Annotated in this window: 18 protein-coding genes; 5 read left to right on the forward strand and 13 right to left on the reverse strand. The window is 67.2% G+C overall.

The window, feature by feature from the left end; translation table 11 throughout:
* Window positions 1-25: 25 nt before the first annotated feature.
* Window positions 26-1,507 (reverse strand): phage portal protein, encoded by a 1,482-nt coding sequence (locus tag OG496_RS31540; RefSeq protein ID WP_405973328.1) that lies wholly within the window; start codon window positions 1,505-1,507, stop codon window positions 26-28.
* Window positions 1,508-1,569: 62 nt separating this feature from the next.
* Between OG496_RS31540 and OG496_RS31545 the strand changes: the two genes are divergently transcribed.
* The gene (locus OG496_RS31545) at window positions 1,570-2,133 is read left to right on the forward strand and encodes a hypothetical protein (RefSeq protein ID WP_405973329.1); all 564 of its coding nucleotides are present in this window, start codon (window positions 1,570-1,572) and stop codon (window positions 2,131-2,133) included.
* Here OG496_RS31545 and OG496_RS31550 read toward each other — a convergent pair.
* Complete coding sequence (locus OG496_RS31550; protein WP_405973330.1) at window positions 2,120-3,373, reverse strand: PBSX family phage terminase large subunit; 1,254 nt, start codon at window positions 3,371-3,373, stop codon at window positions 2,120-2,122. The two genes, OG496_RS31545 and OG496_RS31550, sit on opposite strands and share 14 nt — an antisense overlap.
* The gene (locus OG496_RS31555) at window positions 3,373-3,819 is read right to left on the reverse strand and encodes a helix-turn-helix domain-containing protein (RefSeq protein ID WP_405973331.1); all 447 of its coding nucleotides are present in this window, start codon (window positions 3,817-3,819) and stop codon (window positions 3,373-3,375) included. The genes OG496_RS31550 and OG496_RS31555 overlap by 1 nt, the downstream gene beginning before the upstream one ends.
* A gap of 293 nt (window positions 3,820-4,112) precedes the next feature.
* Between OG496_RS31555 and OG496_RS31560 the strand changes: the two genes are divergently transcribed.
* Window positions 4,113-5,018, forward strand: coding sequence for a restriction endonuclease (locus OG496_RS31560; protein ID WP_405973332.1), 906 nt, complete (start codon window positions 4,113-4,115; stop codon window positions 5,016-5,018).
* 57 nt (window positions 5,019-5,075) lie between these two features.
* On the forward strand, window positions 5,076-6,449 hold the full coding sequence (locus OG496_RS31565; RefSeq protein WP_405973333.1) for an ATP-binding protein: 1,374 nt from the start codon (window positions 5,076-5,078) through the stop codon (window positions 6,447-6,449).
* Window positions 6,450-6,513: 64 nt separating this feature from the next.
* Here the strand turns inward: OG496_RS31565 and OG496_RS31570 are convergent, their stop codons facing one another.
* From OG496_RS31570 to OG496_RS31605, 8 genes are all read right to left on the reverse strand, one after another.
* Window positions 6,514-7,302 (reverse strand): hypothetical protein, encoded by a 789-nt coding sequence (locus tag OG496_RS31570; protein ID WP_405973334.1) that lies wholly within the window; start codon window positions 7,300-7,302, stop codon window positions 6,514-6,516.
* A gap of 131 nt (window positions 7,303-7,433) precedes the next feature.
* Entirely contained in the window at window positions 7,434-7,778 is a 345-nt protein-coding gene (locus OG496_RS31575; RefSeq protein WP_405973335.1) for a hypothetical protein, read from the reverse strand.
* On the reverse strand, window positions 7,775-8,023 hold the full coding sequence (locus tag OG496_RS31580; protein WP_405973336.1) for a hypothetical protein: 249 nt from the start codon (window positions 8,021-8,023) through the stop codon (window positions 7,775-7,777). Before OG496_RS31580 ends, OG496_RS31575 begins: the two co-directional genes overlap by 4 nt.
* The gene (locus OG496_RS31585) at window positions 8,020-8,823 is read right to left on the reverse strand and encodes a hypothetical protein (RefSeq protein WP_405973337.1); all 804 of its coding nucleotides are present in this window, start codon (window positions 8,821-8,823) and stop codon (window positions 8,020-8,022) included. The genes OG496_RS31580 and OG496_RS31585 overlap by 4 nt, the downstream gene beginning before the upstream one ends.
* Window positions 8,820-9,632: a hypothetical protein gene (locus tag OG496_RS31590; protein ID WP_405973338.1), complete on the reverse strand. Its 813-nt coding sequence runs from the start codon at window positions 9,630-9,632 to the stop codon at window positions 8,820-8,822. Before OG496_RS31590 ends, OG496_RS31585 begins: the two co-directional genes overlap by 4 nt.
* Before the next feature lie 159 nt (window positions 9,633-9,791).
* On the reverse strand, window positions 9,792-10,721 hold the full coding sequence (locus OG496_RS31595) for a recombinase RecT (RefSeq protein ID WP_405973339.1): 930 nt from the start codon (window positions 10,719-10,721) through the stop codon (window positions 9,792-9,794).
* Window positions 10,718-11,749, reverse strand: a complete 1,032-nt coding sequence (locus OG496_RS31600; protein ID WP_405973340.1) for a YqaJ viral recombinase family protein — start codon at window positions 11,747-11,749, stop codon at window positions 10,718-10,720. The genes OG496_RS31595 and OG496_RS31600 overlap by 4 nt, the downstream gene beginning before the upstream one ends.
* 20 nt (window positions 11,750-11,769) lie before the next feature.
* Window positions 11,770-12,048: a hypothetical protein gene (locus OG496_RS31605; RefSeq protein WP_405973341.1), complete on the reverse strand. Its 279-nt coding sequence runs from the start codon at window positions 12,046-12,048 to the stop codon at window positions 11,770-11,772.
* Between the two features lie 330 nt (window positions 12,049-12,378).
* Between OG496_RS31605 and OG496_RS31610 the strand changes: the two genes are divergently transcribed.
* Window positions 12,379-12,813, forward strand: coding sequence for a hypothetical protein (locus OG496_RS31610; protein WP_405973342.1), 435 nt, complete (start codon window positions 12,379-12,381; stop codon window positions 12,811-12,813).
* A 111-nt stretch (window positions 12,814-12,924) separates the two neighbouring features.
* Window positions 12,925-13,137 carry a hypothetical protein gene (locus OG496_RS31615; RefSeq protein ID WP_405973343.1) on the forward strand — a complete coding sequence of 71 codons (213 nt, stop codon included), beginning with the start codon at window positions 12,925-12,927 and terminating at the stop codon, window positions 13,135-13,137.
* Window positions 13,138-13,493: 356 nt separating this feature from the next.
* Here OG496_RS31615 and OG496_RS31620 read toward each other — a convergent pair whose 3' ends face one another.
* Both OG496_RS31620 and OG496_RS31625 read right to left on the reverse strand, forming a co-directional pair.
* The gene (locus OG496_RS31620; RefSeq protein ID WP_405973344.1) at window positions 13,494-14,891 is read right to left on the reverse strand and encodes a tyrosine-type recombinase/integrase; all 1,398 of its coding nucleotides are present in this window, start codon (window positions 14,889-14,891) and stop codon (window positions 13,494-13,496) included.
* A gap of 74 nt (window positions 14,892-14,965) precedes the next feature.
* Window positions 14,966-15,163: a helix-turn-helix domain-containing protein gene (locus OG496_RS31625; RefSeq protein WP_405973345.1), complete on the reverse strand. Its 198-nt coding sequence runs from the start codon at window positions 15,161-15,163 to the stop codon at window positions 14,966-14,968.
* Window positions 15,164-15,358: the final 195 nt, after the last annotated feature.

Consider the following 15,358-nt stretch of genomic DNA (forward strand, 5'->3'; position numbering starts at 1 on the left):
GCCGCGGCCATGACGCGCCAATGGGCTACCCGACGACTCCGGCCTGCATGGGGTCCGGTACGGCGGCGCCAGTTTCAACGAGGATTCGCTCGACCTCGGCCTGCACAGCGGCGTCGTCCCAATCCGGGTGCAGGATCCGCACTCGCGTGTCGACGCTCACGGCCTGGGCCTGTGTGAGCAACGACAGGGTTTGGGCGACGCTCGTCGGGTCTTCGCTCACACCGTCGCCGAAGGTGACGCGGGGGCGTTCGACGACGAGCGAGGGGGTGAACATCCGGCGGTCGAGCATGAGCGCCACGTGCAGGATGTCGGCGACCCCGGGCGCCCAATACCGGGCCTTCTTCTCGCGGGTGGTCATCGACTTGCGCTCGCGCGCTTTGACCTCGGTCGCGGTGACCGCGGTCGAGTCGTCCATGCCGAAGGTCTGCGCGGAGTAGCCGGCGGAGCGTACGGCTTGGCGCACGATCGAGTCGGCGGTTGACTGGTGCTCGGCGACCCTGATCGCGAACTGCGACATGGTGATGCCGGCGCCGTTCTCGGTCGGCGGGATGGACAGGGCGGCCCAGATTTCCCGGTCGTCGTCGAACGAGGCGCCGCGGCCGGGGCCGTGGTCGCGCAGATAGGAGTCGGGGACGATCAGCCGCGCGCGGGCGAGTCGGATGTCGCGCATCCAGCTCGTCCATGTCTCGTCGAGCGCGTCCATGAGGTCGTGCAGCGGGGCGTCGTAGTCGCTGCGTCCGTACGGGCTGCCGCGGTGGCGGCGGTTGGGCAGCATGTTGGGGACGTACGAGGCGGTGAGCGCATCCACGCCGGTGGTGATGCTGTCGCCCTCGGTGTCGAGGGAGTCGACGAGGCCGGCCGTGTCGGGGTGCTCGGTGATCGGCACGCGGGTGCCGATTCGGTCCTCGGTGCCCTCGTACAGGGCGTGCAGGATGCGTCCTCGCTCGTGCCGTTCGAGGTGGCGCCATACGGTTGAGCGGTCGCTGCCGGGCAACTCCCGCCAGAACGTGACTGCTTGCAGCAGTCCGTACGAGAACTCGGGCACGGCCTTGTCGGGGTGAATGACCGTGATGAGCGGACGTGCGGCGAGCTCGGCATTCCAGGTGACGCGGAGGAATGATCCGCCGAGGGCGGCGCCGACTTCGGCCGCTTCGAGGAGCGTGTTCGCCAGTCCGCCGGCCTCGGCGAGCGCGTCGAGGCGGTCCTGCGTCGTGGTGTTGTCGACGGTGAGCGCGAGCGGCTCGGCGAACAGCAACTCGGCGGAGGTGCTCGCGATGTCGCCGGCGAGCGGGATGTGCAGCCGGCCGTCGTCCTTGCCGTGCTGGGGGTTGCGGTGGCGTGCCCACAGCCGGCGCCGGCCGTCGTGGCGGCGCTGCCGTTCGGAGCGGTAGACGTCGGCGAGCCGCTTACGGTCGCCCGAGTACCACGCGTCGTTCACCCCTATCTCGCGGTACAGGCCGGCGAGGTGGGGAGGCGGCCACGTGGTGCGGTTGTCAGGCAGAGGCATGCGTCACCCCCTGGTCTTGAAAGCAGCAGCGGGCAGCCGAAAGCGTCGGCAAGATACGCGGCATGGATCAAGGACTTGCGGCGGTACTGGGAGCCAGCGTCGGTGTGACAGGCACGCTGGGTACGGCGTTACTTGCGTACGTTGCGGCACGTCGACAGGCTATTGATCAAGGAAAGATCGAACACGGTAAGCAACTTAGAACCGAACGCCGAGAGGCATACCTGACGCTCATACAGGCGGCGGAACCAGTCGATCGTGCCCTACACAAGATCGCGCACCGGGACGACGTCTCTGGAGTGAGCATGGAGTCCGCTCCTGATGACGCGGTTATCCGAAGCGCCATCGAGGACCTGGGCACAGCAGCACACGAGATCTACAAGTCACACGCGCGAGTCGATCTCGCAGGCCCCAAGGCCATGAGATTGGTAGCGGTCGAAGTTTGGGCGGCGACACGCGACTTGAGGTCGTTCCTTGAAGCTGTATTGCGGGGTGCGATAACCGAGAGCAGCTACCAAGATCGCTGCGAGGAAGTCGTCGATGCGGTCGAGAGGTCTCGCACGCGGTTCGCCGAGGAGGCCAGCAGGGTCATGGAGATAGCGCCTGGTCAACACACTAAGGAGCGCTGAGTTCGGACTTGGGGGTGAGGAGGTGGCGCCATCCGTGCGCGGTGGAGTGCACGGCGTAGCGCAGGGCGTCGACCGAGTGATCGTTCGCCTTCACAGGCTGGTCTTCACCGCGGGCGGCGGCCTCTTCCGACCATGCGTAGCCGGGCAGTTCGTCGAGCAGTCCCTCGCATGAGCGATGGATACGCAGTAGACCGGCGTCGAGCACGTTCGAGACGCTGCGGATGCCGTCAAGCACCGTGTTGTCGGCGCGCGCGACGCCGGGGTGCCCATCGGCCCAGAGCTGTGCGGAGTACGAGGCGGCGCTCGGGTCAACGAACGTCCACTCGGGCTCGATACCGAGACCGGCGAGCCACGCGCGTACGGCGGCGCTGTACTGCGCGTCGGTCATCTGCCGACGCCGGGCACGGGAGTCGTAACGCCACTCGGCCACCGCGTACAGACGATCGTCGTCGCCGAGGCCGAGCAGGACGGCCGAGAAAGGGTTCGTGGTGCCGTAGTCGAGGCCGACCCAGTGCCGGCGCATCGTGGGCAGCTCGTCAACGACGTGCACGGCCTCGTCGTACATGTCGAAAATCGCGCCCTCGGCGACCACCCATGCGCCGTCGATCATCCGTCGGCGCCAAAGTCCGGTGTACTCCGCCGACAGGGCGGCGACGTAGGCCGGCGCAAGCGAGGGGTTGTCGGCGAGGCGGAAGTGCCATGCAGCGAGGTCGAGTTCGGCGGCGCGGTTGAGATAGCCGACCCGCAGCCAGTGCCGCGGACTGTCCGGGTTGGTGGTGCACAGCAGCCGCGCGCCGGGCACGGACAGCCGGGCGAGCAACTGCACGAAGAACGCTTCAGGGACGAGCGTTGCCTCGTCGACGTAGGCCAGGCAGGCAGTCGCACCGCGCAGTCGGCCCTCGGCCCGTGCGTCCGAGGCGCCGATCAGGTGGACCGTGCGGCCGAGGATGCTCGCGACGGTGGCGCCGCGGGTGTGGCGAACCTCGGCGGCGACGTCCGAGCCGAACAGCGTGGGATCTTGCAGGGGCTCGATGATGTTGCGCTCGATCGTCTGCAACGACCGGCCGCACAGCAGGATCAACCCGGTTGCCGGGGCGCGGCGGATCGACAGCAGGAACGCGAGCAGGCTCGCAAGCGTCTTGCCCGACCGGACACTGCCGTGCCAGATCGAAATACGGGACGTGAACGACTCGCGCACCGACCGCAGTTGCTTGTCGGACAGCGGGAGGGGCGCAGCCATCACACCCCCTCGCGGTCACCTCCAGCCGGCCCGATCAGGGCATCGGCGAGGCGGTCGAGCATCGAGCCGCCGGTGCTTCCGGTACCGGTCTGGCGGGCGAGCTCGGAAACTCGGGCGTGCACCTCGGTGAGCGCGCGGGCGGCGGTGGCATGGTCGCGGGCATCCCGCGCGGAGTCAGAGCCCCCGACCCGCTCGACCTGACGCAGGGCGCCGTCGAGGGACTCGTCGGCGAGCAGCTCGCGCCGCGCGGCAGCATCGGCTCGTCGAGCCTCGGTGGCCGCGGCAACTCGGGCGCCCCCGCTGAACGTGAGCCCCTCTTGCCCAGCGATCTTGCTCACGGTGGCGGCGCTGCGCCCGATCGCGCGGGCGATCGCGTTACGCGACTTACCCTCGGCGTGCAGCCGGCGGACCTGCTCGCGGTCCCGGTCGGTGATCGGCTCGGCCACGGTGTCACCTCCCGGCAGGCATGAGTACGCCCCGCCGAGGGGCGAGTCGACGGGGCGTACGAGTTGGGGGTGTTTCCGGGCACGCCGGAGGCACCACCAACATTAGATCACGGAACGATAACGACGCAAGCTCGTTCGGCCCTGAGGGGTCGACACCTTCTCGCGCCGCCGGGGCTGCGGCAGGCGCTCGCCGGAGTGATCCCCTGGGCTTGGGTGCTGGACCTCGCGCTCCGCGGGACGGTAGGCTCTTCATTTAGGGTTGAAATTTGCCCTAAATTTTCGGAGGATTGCGCGTGACTGATTGGGACATCGAGGCCGGAGAGCAGTTCAAGCGGGTGGCGATCCATGAGAAGTACGGCGGACGCAGGCAAGGGGGAATCGGCCCGTCACGTGTCACGTCGAACGTCCTGCTGTTCACTGACCCGGTCAAGGGGCACAAGCATGGCTACTTTGACGGATGGGGAGATGACGGTTGCTACCACTACGCAGGTGAGGGGCAGGTGGGCGACCAGAAGATGACGCAAGGGAACCTTGCGATCCTCAACCACGAGCGGGATGGCCGTGCGCTGCGCCTCTTCCGCGGGGTCTCGTCCGGTGTGTGCCAGTACCTGGGGCAGTTCACTCTGCCTGTCGCGAGCCCGTGGTACCTAACTGACGCTCCAGAAACGGGCGATGGGCCGATTCGTAGCGTGATCATGTTCCGCTTGCAGCCCATAGCTGCGGCGCCTCGGGAAGGGGTGCAGCTGCCGTACACGCCGCCGCCTGAACTGCGAGTGGACGAAGTTGATGTTGAACAGCAGCACACGGAGCGAGCCCTCGTCGATCCGGCTCGGGAGCCGTATGAGGCCGAGCGCCGAGAGGCGGCACTCGCACTCGCCTACGCGGAGCATCTCCGATTGCTAGGGCACAAGATTGTGCGGCAGCGGATCATTCCTCCAGGTGAGCTCAAGCCGCTATACACGGACCTCTTCGACGCGACTGAAAACGTTTTGATTGAGGCTAAAGGGTCCGTAACGAGAGAGGCTGTGCGCACAGCGATCGGCCAACTCTTCGACTATCGCCGGCATATCAATCCCCGTCCATTGCTCGAACTGCTTGTTCCGTCAAGGCCAAGGCAGGATTTGATTAACCTGTGTGGCGATCTGCAAATTTCTATGGTCTGGCCGGATGGGGATAAATACGCAAGATCGTCTGATTGATCTGGCTATCGGGGTAACGGATCGGCGATGTAGAGAATTGACCAACGAGGGGGCTCGGTGTTCGACACGGTAAACATCACGCTGGAGGAGAAGCAGCGTCTGCTCGGTCAGTACGAGGGGCATTTCCTTGACTTCAAAGATCGGAGGATCGCGCCAGGAAAAGTCGCTAGGGCGGTCTCTGCTTTCTGTAACGCAGACGGTGGGGACTTGTACATTGGAGTCTCTGAGTCGTCCGCCGGTGGTACCTTCACGTGGGACGGATTTCCGGACCCTGAAGACGCGAATCAGCTCGTGTATGTGTTGGAGGAGGTCTCCCCATTCGGTACAGACATCGATGGGGAGTTCCTTAGTGTCGACGGAGGCGGCGGCTTCGTCCTGCACGTAAATTCCCGCAAGTCTCGCGTCATTAGGAAAATCCCAGACGGCAAGATCTATAAGCGTCTTGGCGCACAGAACATTCCTGTCGTGTCGGAGGAGCAAGTGCTTGCCCTCCGTCGCCAGAAAGGAATCGAGTCCTTCGAGACCGAGACACTGCCGATCGACCTGAACGTTGTCACCAACTCTGAGGCAATCATCGAGTATCTCCTCACCGCCGTTCCGGTAGGAGAGCCGGAGACGTACCTTCACAAACAGCACCTCACCGTTGCAGGTAAGCCGATAGTGGCAGCTGCGTTGCTGTTCGCTGACGAGCCCCAGGCTTGCCTGCCTAAGCGGTGTGGGATCAAGATCTACCGGTACAGCAGTGAGGAGCAATCTCGCGATCGTCTCGTCGAAGATCCGGCCACGATCGAAGGTCCCCTGTACAAGCAAATCTACGATGCTGTCGATCGCACCGTCGAAATCGTAGCTGCCGCGGCCTTCCTCGATGAAGACGGATTGCGTAGCGTGCGATATCCGCATGAGGCGCTTCATGAAATCATCACTAACGCTGTCCTGCACCGTGATTACTCCATCACGGACGACGTACACGTTCGAATCTTCGAGAATAGGATCGAAATCCAAAGTCCGGGGCGTCTTCCTGGGCATATCACGGTAGAGAACATTCTCGACGAACGGCTCAGCAGAAACCCTTACCTGGTTCGCCATCTGAACCGATTCCCGAATCCCCCCAACAAGGATGTCGGTGAAGGGCTCAATACCGCGTTCGAGTCCATGAAGAAGCTCAATCTCAAATCGCCAGAAATTAGCGAGACGGACAATGCCGTACTCGTAGTGGTTCGGCATGAGAGTCTTGCGTCTCCGGCTCAGCAGGTGGTCGACTTCCTCAAGTCGAATGACTCCATCCGCAATGAGCAGGCCCGCAAAATGACCGGCGTTGACAGCGAGAGCAAGATGAAAAAAATCTTCGAGAGCCTGATCAAAGCCAAAGAGATCGAGCACAAGCCTGGAACTGCGGGGCGCGGCTACGCGTACCAGATCTGCCGGAAGTAATGACATCAGGGCGGACAGCGGTAGAAGTTTGACACCTCCTCGTTGACTTCTACCGCTGAGTCGCTCAGCTATTGGTTGTTTCGTGATGCCCCGTGTCGAGAGCGATGATGAGGTCGAGTACGTTAGGCCACGGCCACATACGTCGACCGTGCTCGTCGAGGCCTACCGTCGCTGTGCAACCGGGTCCAGTCGAGCAGGTCACGGTCGGAGCCTGTTCGGGGCCGGTGTGCAGGGTGAGCTCGCCGGCGCAGTACGGGCACGGGTGGTCGGGTAGCGGGTTGGTGCGCTGGTCGAGGCCGAGGGCGCGCAGCAGCCGGCCCTCGGCGATGCGCGCGGTATGCCGTGCCTCGTGCAGCAGGTGCGGGGGCAGGGGCTCGAACGGCGGCGCGGTGGGCCGGCCGTCGAACTGCTGCTCGGGCTCGGTGTCCTCGTCGAGCACGCGCCCCTCGATCCACACGGAAGCGAAGTGCAGCCCGTGCGCCCGAGAGCCGGCCGTGCGTCGAGCGCTGGCTGCGCCAGGGTGCTGGAACTCCCAACGGCGGGGGTCGTCCTGCTGGGCGTGCTGAACCGCGGCGGCGAGAGTGTCGGCGAGGTCGAACACCATGCGCTCGATGGCGAGGCCGGCGTCGAGGGCGTCGAGGTTGAGCGGGGCGGGGTGCTCGCGCAACACCAGGGGCGCGCGGTCCTCGACGACGAGGGGCTCGTCGTCGCCGGCGCGCAGGGTGTGTGCGAGCTGCCGCGGCGGCCAGACGTCCGCGGGTGCGGTCTCGATGGCGAGCAGCAGCTCGGCCCACTGCTCCCGGACGCAGCGCAGGGCGGTGACGGTCTCGTGTACGGCGAGGGCGTAGCTCATCGGCACTGCTCCTGTTCGGTGGGTTCGTGTGCGGCATGTTGGTGACTGCGGAGGTGCCGCACACGAACTCCCTTGGCTCATCAGCCGGTTGTCGGTGTTCGCGGTGGCCCGGAAGTGGATGAATGCGGGTTTCATCGTCTTGACGGAGAACCACTGCACGTGTGCGTGCCGGCCAGCTGCGCTCGGACCTCGTCGCGCTCGGCTTCGATCTCGCGAATGGCGTCCTCGGCGGCCTCGATCCGCTGGTGCAGCCGCATCACTGCTGCCTGCTGTCCGCCGGCACTGCGCCGGTGGGTGTCGGACTCGGCGACCTCGGCCTCGACGTCAGCGCGGAGCTGCGCGGAGTCCTCGGGCGCGAGCACACCTCGGTCGGCGCGAGCGAGCAGCAGCCGGAAGCGATCGCGACGGGCGTCGCGCTCGGCCTCGCGGGCGATCGTCCGGCCTCGACGAGAGTCGGTACGCGTGCGGGTGTTCATCGGGCGGTGTCTCCGTTCGGGCGTGCGCGGTGAGGAAACAGACGAGCGACGAGGCGCCGAGCGCGCGAGGTCTCCCGCGCGCGAGGCGCGACCGGTCGCGCGGCCGGGGTGGTGGTGATCTCCCAGCCCTCGGCGGTGAGGCGGTCGAGAAGCTCGGATGCGGTGACCGTGGCGCGGTGCGGCGGCAGTTCGAGCGTGTCCGTCAGGTGCGCGGCGAGGGCGGCTCGGGCGGCGTTCGGGGTCATCGGCGGAGTCCTCCGGCGGTGTGTCGGGCGCGGACTTCGCGCGGTACGGGCGGGGTGGCCATGAGGCGGGCGAGGTGGTCGTGCTCGTCCTCGTCCCGCTCGGTGGCGAGGGCGGCCTCGATGCGGCAGGGGTGCGGGGTCGAGCGGGTGCTGCGGCCCTTGCCGCGGCGGCGGTAGCCGGTCCGGCACGGCTGGTCGGGCTCGGCGCCGCACCAACTGCACTTGTGCTGATAGGCATCGGGCTGTCCGGCGGCGACGGCGGCCTCACGGGCGGCACGGGCCGGCCGCAACTCCGCGAGTTGTTCGGCGACCTCGGCCGGCATGTATCGGCGTGGACCGTGACCGACTCCGGCGGCGAGTGCGGCGAGACGTTTCTGCCCGGCGGCGTTGATCTCGGCGCGGTACTGGGTGGGCGGGGTGTGGCCGGTGGCGACCGCGGCTCGGGTGCCGAGCAGTTCCTCGCGCCACGCTGCCGGGTCGTCGGGGTCGGCGGCCGGCACGGGGTCGGTGTGCCGGTTCATGAGCTCGGCGCGGTGTGGCGCCCATGCGGCGAGCACGTCGTGCGGCTCGACGGGGCGGAACTGCGCGGAGCGGTCGCCGCCGCGCTGCTCGTAGTACCGGCGCATGGCCTGCGAGGCGTCCCAACGGGTGTCGGGCAGGGTGGCCGGTACGTCGGCGAGTGCGGCGGTCCAGTCGGCGATGGTCTGCGCGGACTGCTGCGGGTCGGCGAGCGAGCGGCGCACGCGGGAGTCGAGGCGACTGGCGTAGGCGAGTAGGGCGGCGATGTGCTGGTCGATCACGGGGTGCCCTCCTTCTGGGCGTGCAGCAGGGCGAGGCCGGCGGCCAGGTTGTCGGTGTAGGCCGCGGAGCCCGGAGCGCGCAGCGCAACGGCGTTGGAACCAGGGCCAACGGACGGCCCGCGGTCGAGGTCGCCCCAGACCTTGAGCCAGTAGCGGGCCGGTTTCGGCTCGGCGGCTGGCTGGGTGCGGCGGGCGGCGAGCTCGACGAGGGCCTCGACGCCGTGCTGTTCGACGAGGCGCCACACGTCGCGCTGCTCGCCGAGCCCGAGCGTCCAACGGACGACGACGCCGGCGGCGGCGAGGGCGTCGCCGAGGGCGTGCAGTTCGCCAATCAGCGCGGACCGGGTGGGGGTGCTCGCGCGCGGCTGCTGCTGTGCTTCTTGTTCTCTCTCGTTCTTCTTGTTCTGGGGACCGGTTTCCGCTCCCCTTCGGGTCGGAATCCGGCCCCCCTCTGTACCGGATTCCGGTCCCCCGGGGGCCGATTCCCGACCGGGGCCGGAATCCGGCCCGGACTGAGAACCGGCCCCCTCCACGCGGGCGTTGGCGACGACGAGCGGCAGGCGGTAAACGGTCTCTCCCCGAGGCCCCGTGACGTCCTGCACGACGGCGAGCTCGCCCGAGACGAGCAGCGCGTCGACAGCGTCCCGCACCGTAGAGCGAGCCGCCCTGGTGCGCTGCACGAGCATCGCCGTACCGGCGTAGGCGACTGCCTCGACGTTCGCCTTGTCAGCGATGGCGAGCAGCACCGTTCGAGCGGTACCTCGGGCGGTGGCGTGGTCCCACACCCAATCCGTCGCGGCGCGGCTCAACGGTCCTTCTCCTTAATGGTGTTGGCGATCCGGGGCCCTGGGGGCGGCTGGCGAGCGGCTGCCCTCGGGGGCATGACGACGTTGGTGTTTTGATGGCCGGAAACCACCTCCCCTTCGGGGCTGCGCCGCCGCTCCTCCGCGAATTGGTGCGCCTGTGGCTCACGGGGTGATGTCAGCCGCGGCCGGCTCGGCAGCCTCGGGCCGGCCGGCGAATTCCGCTGGCACGTCTTCGACCGCGGCACCTGGGGATCGCTCGTCAACACCTGCTGTCCCCTGGGCAGAGGCTGATTGGACGACCTCGCCCTCGATGTAGTCGCCGGGGGTGTCGAGTCCCTCAGGCGAGGGATCACGGCGCACGGTCTCGTCGTGCGCCACGGCGCGGGCGAGCTCAGCGGACTTCGGCAGCAGCTTGAACAACTGTCGTACGCACGTCTTGCGGGCCATGGCGTCGTAGTCCGTCGACCACGGGCCGAAGTCCTTGGCCTTGCTGCGCTTGCGGATCGCCTCGACGTCGTCGACGTCCAACACGAGGAACGCATTCCCGCCGTTCGCGAGGCGGGCCACGGCGTAGTAGTGCGAGGGCGCTCCCTTGGCGTTGCCGCGGGTGGGTTTGTGCTTGAGGACCGGGGCGAGGCCGTACTCGTACTCGAACTCGTCGCCCTCGAACACGGTGTGCGTGTCGAGGCCGGCGGCGAGCGGGTGCTGCCAAAACAGCTTGATCATGCCCTGATAGCCGATGACGAGCTGTACCTCGTACGCCCGGACCTTCTTGTTCCAGAACGGCAGCAGGTACGCCTCGCCGGACACTCCGCCGGGTTCGAGGCCGAGGGCCGAGCAGGTCATCAGGGCGCCGGCGAACGACTCTTGCGTGCACTCGGCGAGGTGCTCGACCCTGCGCAACTCGGTCAGCGCGATGCGGGCGATACGGTCGGCGCCCCCGACGTGGGCGGGCAGCGCGCGCTCGATCTCCGGGCGCATCTGCTGCACGAATTGCACGAGGGTGGGCTGCTGCGTAGGACGGTGGGCAGGGGCGGCGGCGGTACGGCTGGTGCGCTTGGTGGCGACACGCTCGGCAAGGTTGGTGCTCACGCTGCGGCAGGCTCCTTGGGCACAACGAGGCGTCGGGCACGGTGGGCCCGGTACTCGTCGGGGTGCTCGGCGGCGAGGCTCTTTGTATCGAGCGCTTCGACGCGGTGCGTGTACTTCGTGGCGAGGTCGGGGCGTGCGGCGGTGAACCGCTTCGTGGCGAGCGGGCCGTTCTGTTTCCAGGTGAACGCGACGGTGCCCTGCGTTTTGACGATCTCGGCCTCGCCGGCGATCGCCTTCAACCGGTTGTCGACGTCGCGTAGTTCGTCGGCCGTGCGTTCCTCGCGTGCCTTGAGTTCGCGCCGGCGTTCCAGCAGCGGCAGGACCTCGGCCGGGTCGGCGACCGTCACGGCGTCGGCCTGGACGTCGTAGAGATGGCCGAGCAGTTCCTCGGTCGCCTCGGAGCCGTCGACCGCGGGCGGCCGGCGGTCGAGCACGCCCTGCCAGAACTCCCCGAGCAGGGCGACGAGGTGCTCGACGAGTCCCTCGTCGCGCTCGACACGGTGAATCAGCAGCCGGTTTCCGCCGAGCAGGGCGGCGACGTGCGCGTGCCGGTAGCCGGTCACCGCGAGGTACCAGTGCGTTTGCAGCGCCGGACCGTCCGGCACGCCGAGCAACCACTCGTCGAGCTGGAAGGCGGACCGGGTCTTGATCTCCAACAAACTCGACGGCGTCGACTCGCCCTCGTCGAGCACGAACCGGTCGACGTTCGCGAGCATCCAACGACGCTCGATGTGGGCGAGGGTGCCGGGGCCCTCGATGACGCGCAGGCCGGACCGCTCGGCGAAGACGCCGGCGATCGTGGGCTCGTGCGCCAGTCCCCAGAACGCGGCCTCTTCGAGATCCGGGTTCCGCGGGCGGTCGAGCGGCAACTCGGCGACCTTGTCGAGGTAGACCTCAAGCGACGAGGTGTGCTTGTCCATCCCGAGGACGGCGGCGATCTCCGAGCCACCGATGCCCGTACGCCGGACCGTGAGCCACTGCTCGCGGTCGAGACCGGGCGGTGCAACAACAACGCCCGTGGGAGTCACGGTGGTTGGCGGGGTGGCAGTCACTGCTCGCCCCCGACATAACGCGCGTAGACGCGGTGTTCGACGTCTCCGTTCTTCTGCACGATCGTCCGGGCGACCGCCTCGTACGAACCGGCCGGCTCGTACGCCGGAAGCCGCGCGCTACGGATGGCCTGGGCAGCGGATGCCGCCCGCACGGAGGTGGCCGGGGTACGGACTACCCCCCACTCTTTGGGGTGTTGGCGCAGGCTGTTCGCGATCCGGGAGTGCTTGGTGTTGCGCTGCTTCGGCGGCGGACCAACGAACTCGACAGGACTCACGTGCTTATCTCTCCTCACACTGCGGCTTGGCGCGCTCGGCGCACTCCGTGGCTGCGGGGCGAGGGCGTATCGAACGGCACCCGGCTGCCCGGAAACCGCCGATCCTGTGATTTCGCTGTGCGCGATCACTCTTCCCCCGTTGTCCCACATTTCGAACAGCCGGGGCCCTAGAGTGCCTGTGGCGCTTGCCCCCTGCTGTTGCAGTATTCGAACACTGCAACCGTAAGAGTCTGGTGAGACGCACGTCAACGAACTTTGACCGCCGCGATTCCGGGTGATGGCTGCTTAGATGAGAAGTGTTCGAATTCTGCAACGGAGTGGAGTGAGAGCGTGTCGCAGACCGACACGGACGAGCGTTGGCCTTACGGCACCCCCTTCGGGGACCTCGTGCGCACGGCGAAGGAAGAGACGGGCCTCTCGTACCGCAAGCTCGCCGAGCGTGCCGTCGACCCGGCGACGCAGACAAGAGTCGGGTACTCGACCCTGCACCGGATTGCTCATGATCAGCCGATACACATGCTGCCGGGGGTCGCCGGCGCCATCTCAAGAGCCATAGGGGGTGACGAGCGCAGAGTGCGCCTTGCCGCGGCGATGCAGTACTGCGGGGCCGTGGCCGGTGATCCGCTCGGCGCGAGCGGTGACGAGGCGACCGTCGTTGTCGTCCATGCGCCGGGCATGGGGGCCCGGGACATGCCCAGGGTCGAGGCTCTGCTCAAGAGGTATGCGGCCGGCGATCCCCCGCCGGAACTAACCGACGATGCCTAGGCGTTGACAAATGTGTGGGTGCTCTGGTCACTCCGTGGAGTTTGTGCGTGACCTCGGGTGTACTGCGGAGTAGGCTGATCCGGGCTCTTGACTCGGGCATATGTTCGAGTCATGGCCAGTGATGCCATGAGGGGGCACCAGTTGATCCGCGTAACCCGCACTCAACTCGACACAGGGGCGATTGCAGTCGTTCGTGCGACCGGCGACGAGCTGACGATCGACATGGACCGGCGCCACATCACCCCCGCGGGTGCGGCCGGTCTCGAACAGGCTTTGAACGGGCTTGCCGCCCCCCGTACCGATCGTAACGACTCCGAGGACTAGCGCCGGGGCTGAACAACGGCGAGGGCCACGCGGCGGATGCCGCGCGGCCCTCTTTGTCTGTTGGCGGCCTCGCGGGTCGGGTTCGCCTCCCTCGGCCAGCCGCAAACGGGCTGGCCGAGGAGCTGTTCGGTGTGGCCGATGTGTGGCCGGATTGCCTAGGACCTGCTGTCAGCGCCTGTACTTCGATGGAACGCTGTATGCCTCTGACCTGCACGTATCAGCATTCCGTGACAGTTACTGAACCCCTCTGTCAGGACTGCTCTCGGTCTCGTAATGCGTAGGTCTCGGGTTCGAATCCCGAAGGCGGCTCTGCCGAAGCCTCAGGACTCACTCGCCGTGACCTGGGGCTTTTGCTTTTACCGGATACGGCGGCGGCGCTGAGCGCGGGCCGCGCGGCGGTCGACGGTCTCAGTTCTGGTCTCAGTCGCGGGTTCTGGCGCCGGTTCGGACGCGGGCATGAAGTGGTCGCCCATGCGTCGCATCGCGTCCTTTGAGAGGTGCGACCGACCCTTCACGTATCGCCGGGTCTGGCTGATCTGGGTGTGCCGCAGGATCTCCATGATCGTGGGCATGTCGACCCCGAGTTCATTCAGGATCGTGCCGGCGGTGTGACGGCTCCCGTCGTAGAGGCGGCGGTCTGTGATGCCCGCCTCTTCAAGCAGTTCCTTGAACTCCTCCCAGTCGGCGCGCGGGTCGAGGGGGCGGCCATCCGAGCGTGTGAAGAGCGCGTCGAACTCCTGCCACGCGTCCCCCGCGGCGGCGCGCGTTTCCTCCTGTTGCTCCTTGTGCGCGTGAAGGTAGGGGACGAACGGCGGCGGGATCGGCACGGGGTTCGTGCTCTTCTTGGTCTTCGGACGGGTGAAGACCAGGCCACCCCCCTTTCGATCAAGGCAGGCAGTAGCGTGCCGCCGGCAGTCCTTCGGACAGGGCTTGGGGCAGCCACGCTTGTAGTTCTTGTGCGTCCGGCACTCCGGGGGGCACGGCTCGAATCGGTGCAAGCGCTCACCGCAGGCGTGAGCCTCCGCGCACCCGTGGCGCCAAGTGAGGCGCTGAAGCTGCCACTTGGGGTGAAACAACTCGGCTTCGAAGTCGACGTAGGTCCACCGGAGGCCCAGGGTCTCCCCTTGGCGGAAGCCCATCCCGACACCCACGCACCAGCGCATGAAGGTGGGCCGCTTGGCGGCGGCTTGCAGGAACGCCTTTGCCTGCTCGGTCGTGAACGGGTTCGCCTCGGTCTCGTCGACCGAGGGCGGGTCCACGAGCGTGGCCACGTTCTCACCGATGATCCGGCGGCGGTGAGCAATCTTCAGCGCGCGGGAGAGGATGCGGTGGACCTTGACCACGTGGGATGGCGCGTGGCCGTTGTCGAGCATCTTCCGGTACATCCGTTCCAGGTGCTCGGGTGCGAGCTTGTCGAGGCGGTGCTGGCCGACGCCGGGGACGATGTCGTTGCGGGTCTTGGACCAGTAGTCGTCCAGGGAACGGGGCTTGAGCTTGAGGCTCGCGATGTCGGTCAGGTACGTGGTCATCCACTGCTCTACGGTCGGCTTGCGGCCGGCCTTCGGGGCGCGCCCCTTGTCCCGGAGCTTCTCCAACTCGCGGACCTTGCGGCGCACTTCGGCTTCGGTCTTTGCCCGGCGGTGGCGTCGGTCGGGGCTTCCGTCGTCCTTGACGCCCATGGTGACGCGGCCGTGCCACCAGCCGTCACTGCCTTCGTAGACGGATGACTCCATGTTCGGATTGCGGGGGCTCATGTGTTCCTCTGTGTTCCTTCATGCGGGAGGCGGCCCCGGACGTTGGTCCGGGGCCGCCTAGGGGTGCGCGTGCGTTAGTTGGGCTGGGGTTCCATGGCGTTCACGAATGACTCAAGGTCGCTTCGGCGGATGCGGCGGGAGCGGCCTCGCTTGACGTACTTCAGGGCGCCTTCGGCCATCAGCTCGTAGACGGTGGAGCGGCCGAAGCGGAGGACTGTGGCAGCTTCCTCGGGGGTGTAGAGCAACTGGTCGGCGGGGGAGAGGGTGAGCACGCGGCTACCTCCGGCTGGGCGGGGCCTGTGAATGGAGTTGGCTTCGAGGTTTTGAAGCTCGCGTCTGTCCGAGGTGTGGATTTCTGCGTCACGGCGTCATACGCGTCACTTAGGGCTCTGACCTGTGGTTTTGCCTGACGTAGTGGCTAGAGCGTGCGTCATGCCGGCGTCATGGGCTGGGTCATCGGATGACGC

Origin of the sequence: Streptomyces sp. NBC_00988, from assembly GCF_045162645.1 — a bacterium.
Classification (GTDB): domain Bacteria; phylum Actinomycetota; class Actinomycetes; order Streptomycetales; family Streptomycetaceae; genus Streptomyces.

What these genes read in the sequence shown, in the direction of transcription:
- OG496_RS31540 (WP_405973328.1), bottom strand. Translation starts at nt 1,507, where the DNA reads ATGCCTCTGCCTGACAACCGCACCACGTGGCCGCCTCCCCACCTCGCC.
- OG496_RS31545 (WP_405973329.1), top strand. Translation starts at nt 1,570, where the DNA reads ATGGATCAAGGACTTGCGGCGGTACTGGGAGCCAGCGTCGGTGTGACA.
- OG496_RS31550 (WP_405973330.1), bottom strand. Translation starts at nt 3,373, where the DNA reads ATGGCTGCGCCCCTCCCGCTGTCCGACAAGCAACTGCGGTCGGTGCGC.
- OG496_RS31570 (WP_405973334.1), bottom strand. Translation starts at nt 7,302, where the DNA reads ATGAGCTACGCCCTCGCCGTACACGAGACCGTCACCGCCCTGCGCTGC.
- OG496_RS31575 (WP_405973335.1), bottom strand. Translation starts at nt 7,778, where the DNA reads ATGAACACCCGCACGCGTACCGACTCTCGTCGAGGCCGGACGATCGCC.
- OG496_RS31580 (WP_405973336.1), bottom strand. Translation starts at nt 8,023, where the DNA reads ATGACCCCGAACGCCGCCCGAGCCGCCCTCGCCGCGCACCTGACGGAC.
- OG496_RS31615 (WP_405973343.1), top strand. Translation starts at nt 12,925, where the DNA reads ATGGCCAGTGATGCCATGAGGGGGCACCAGTTGATCCGCGTAACCCGC.
- OG496_RS31620 (WP_405973344.1), bottom strand. Translation starts at nt 14,891, where the DNA reads ATGAGCCCCCGCAATCCGAACATGGAGTCATCCGTCTACGAAGGCAGT.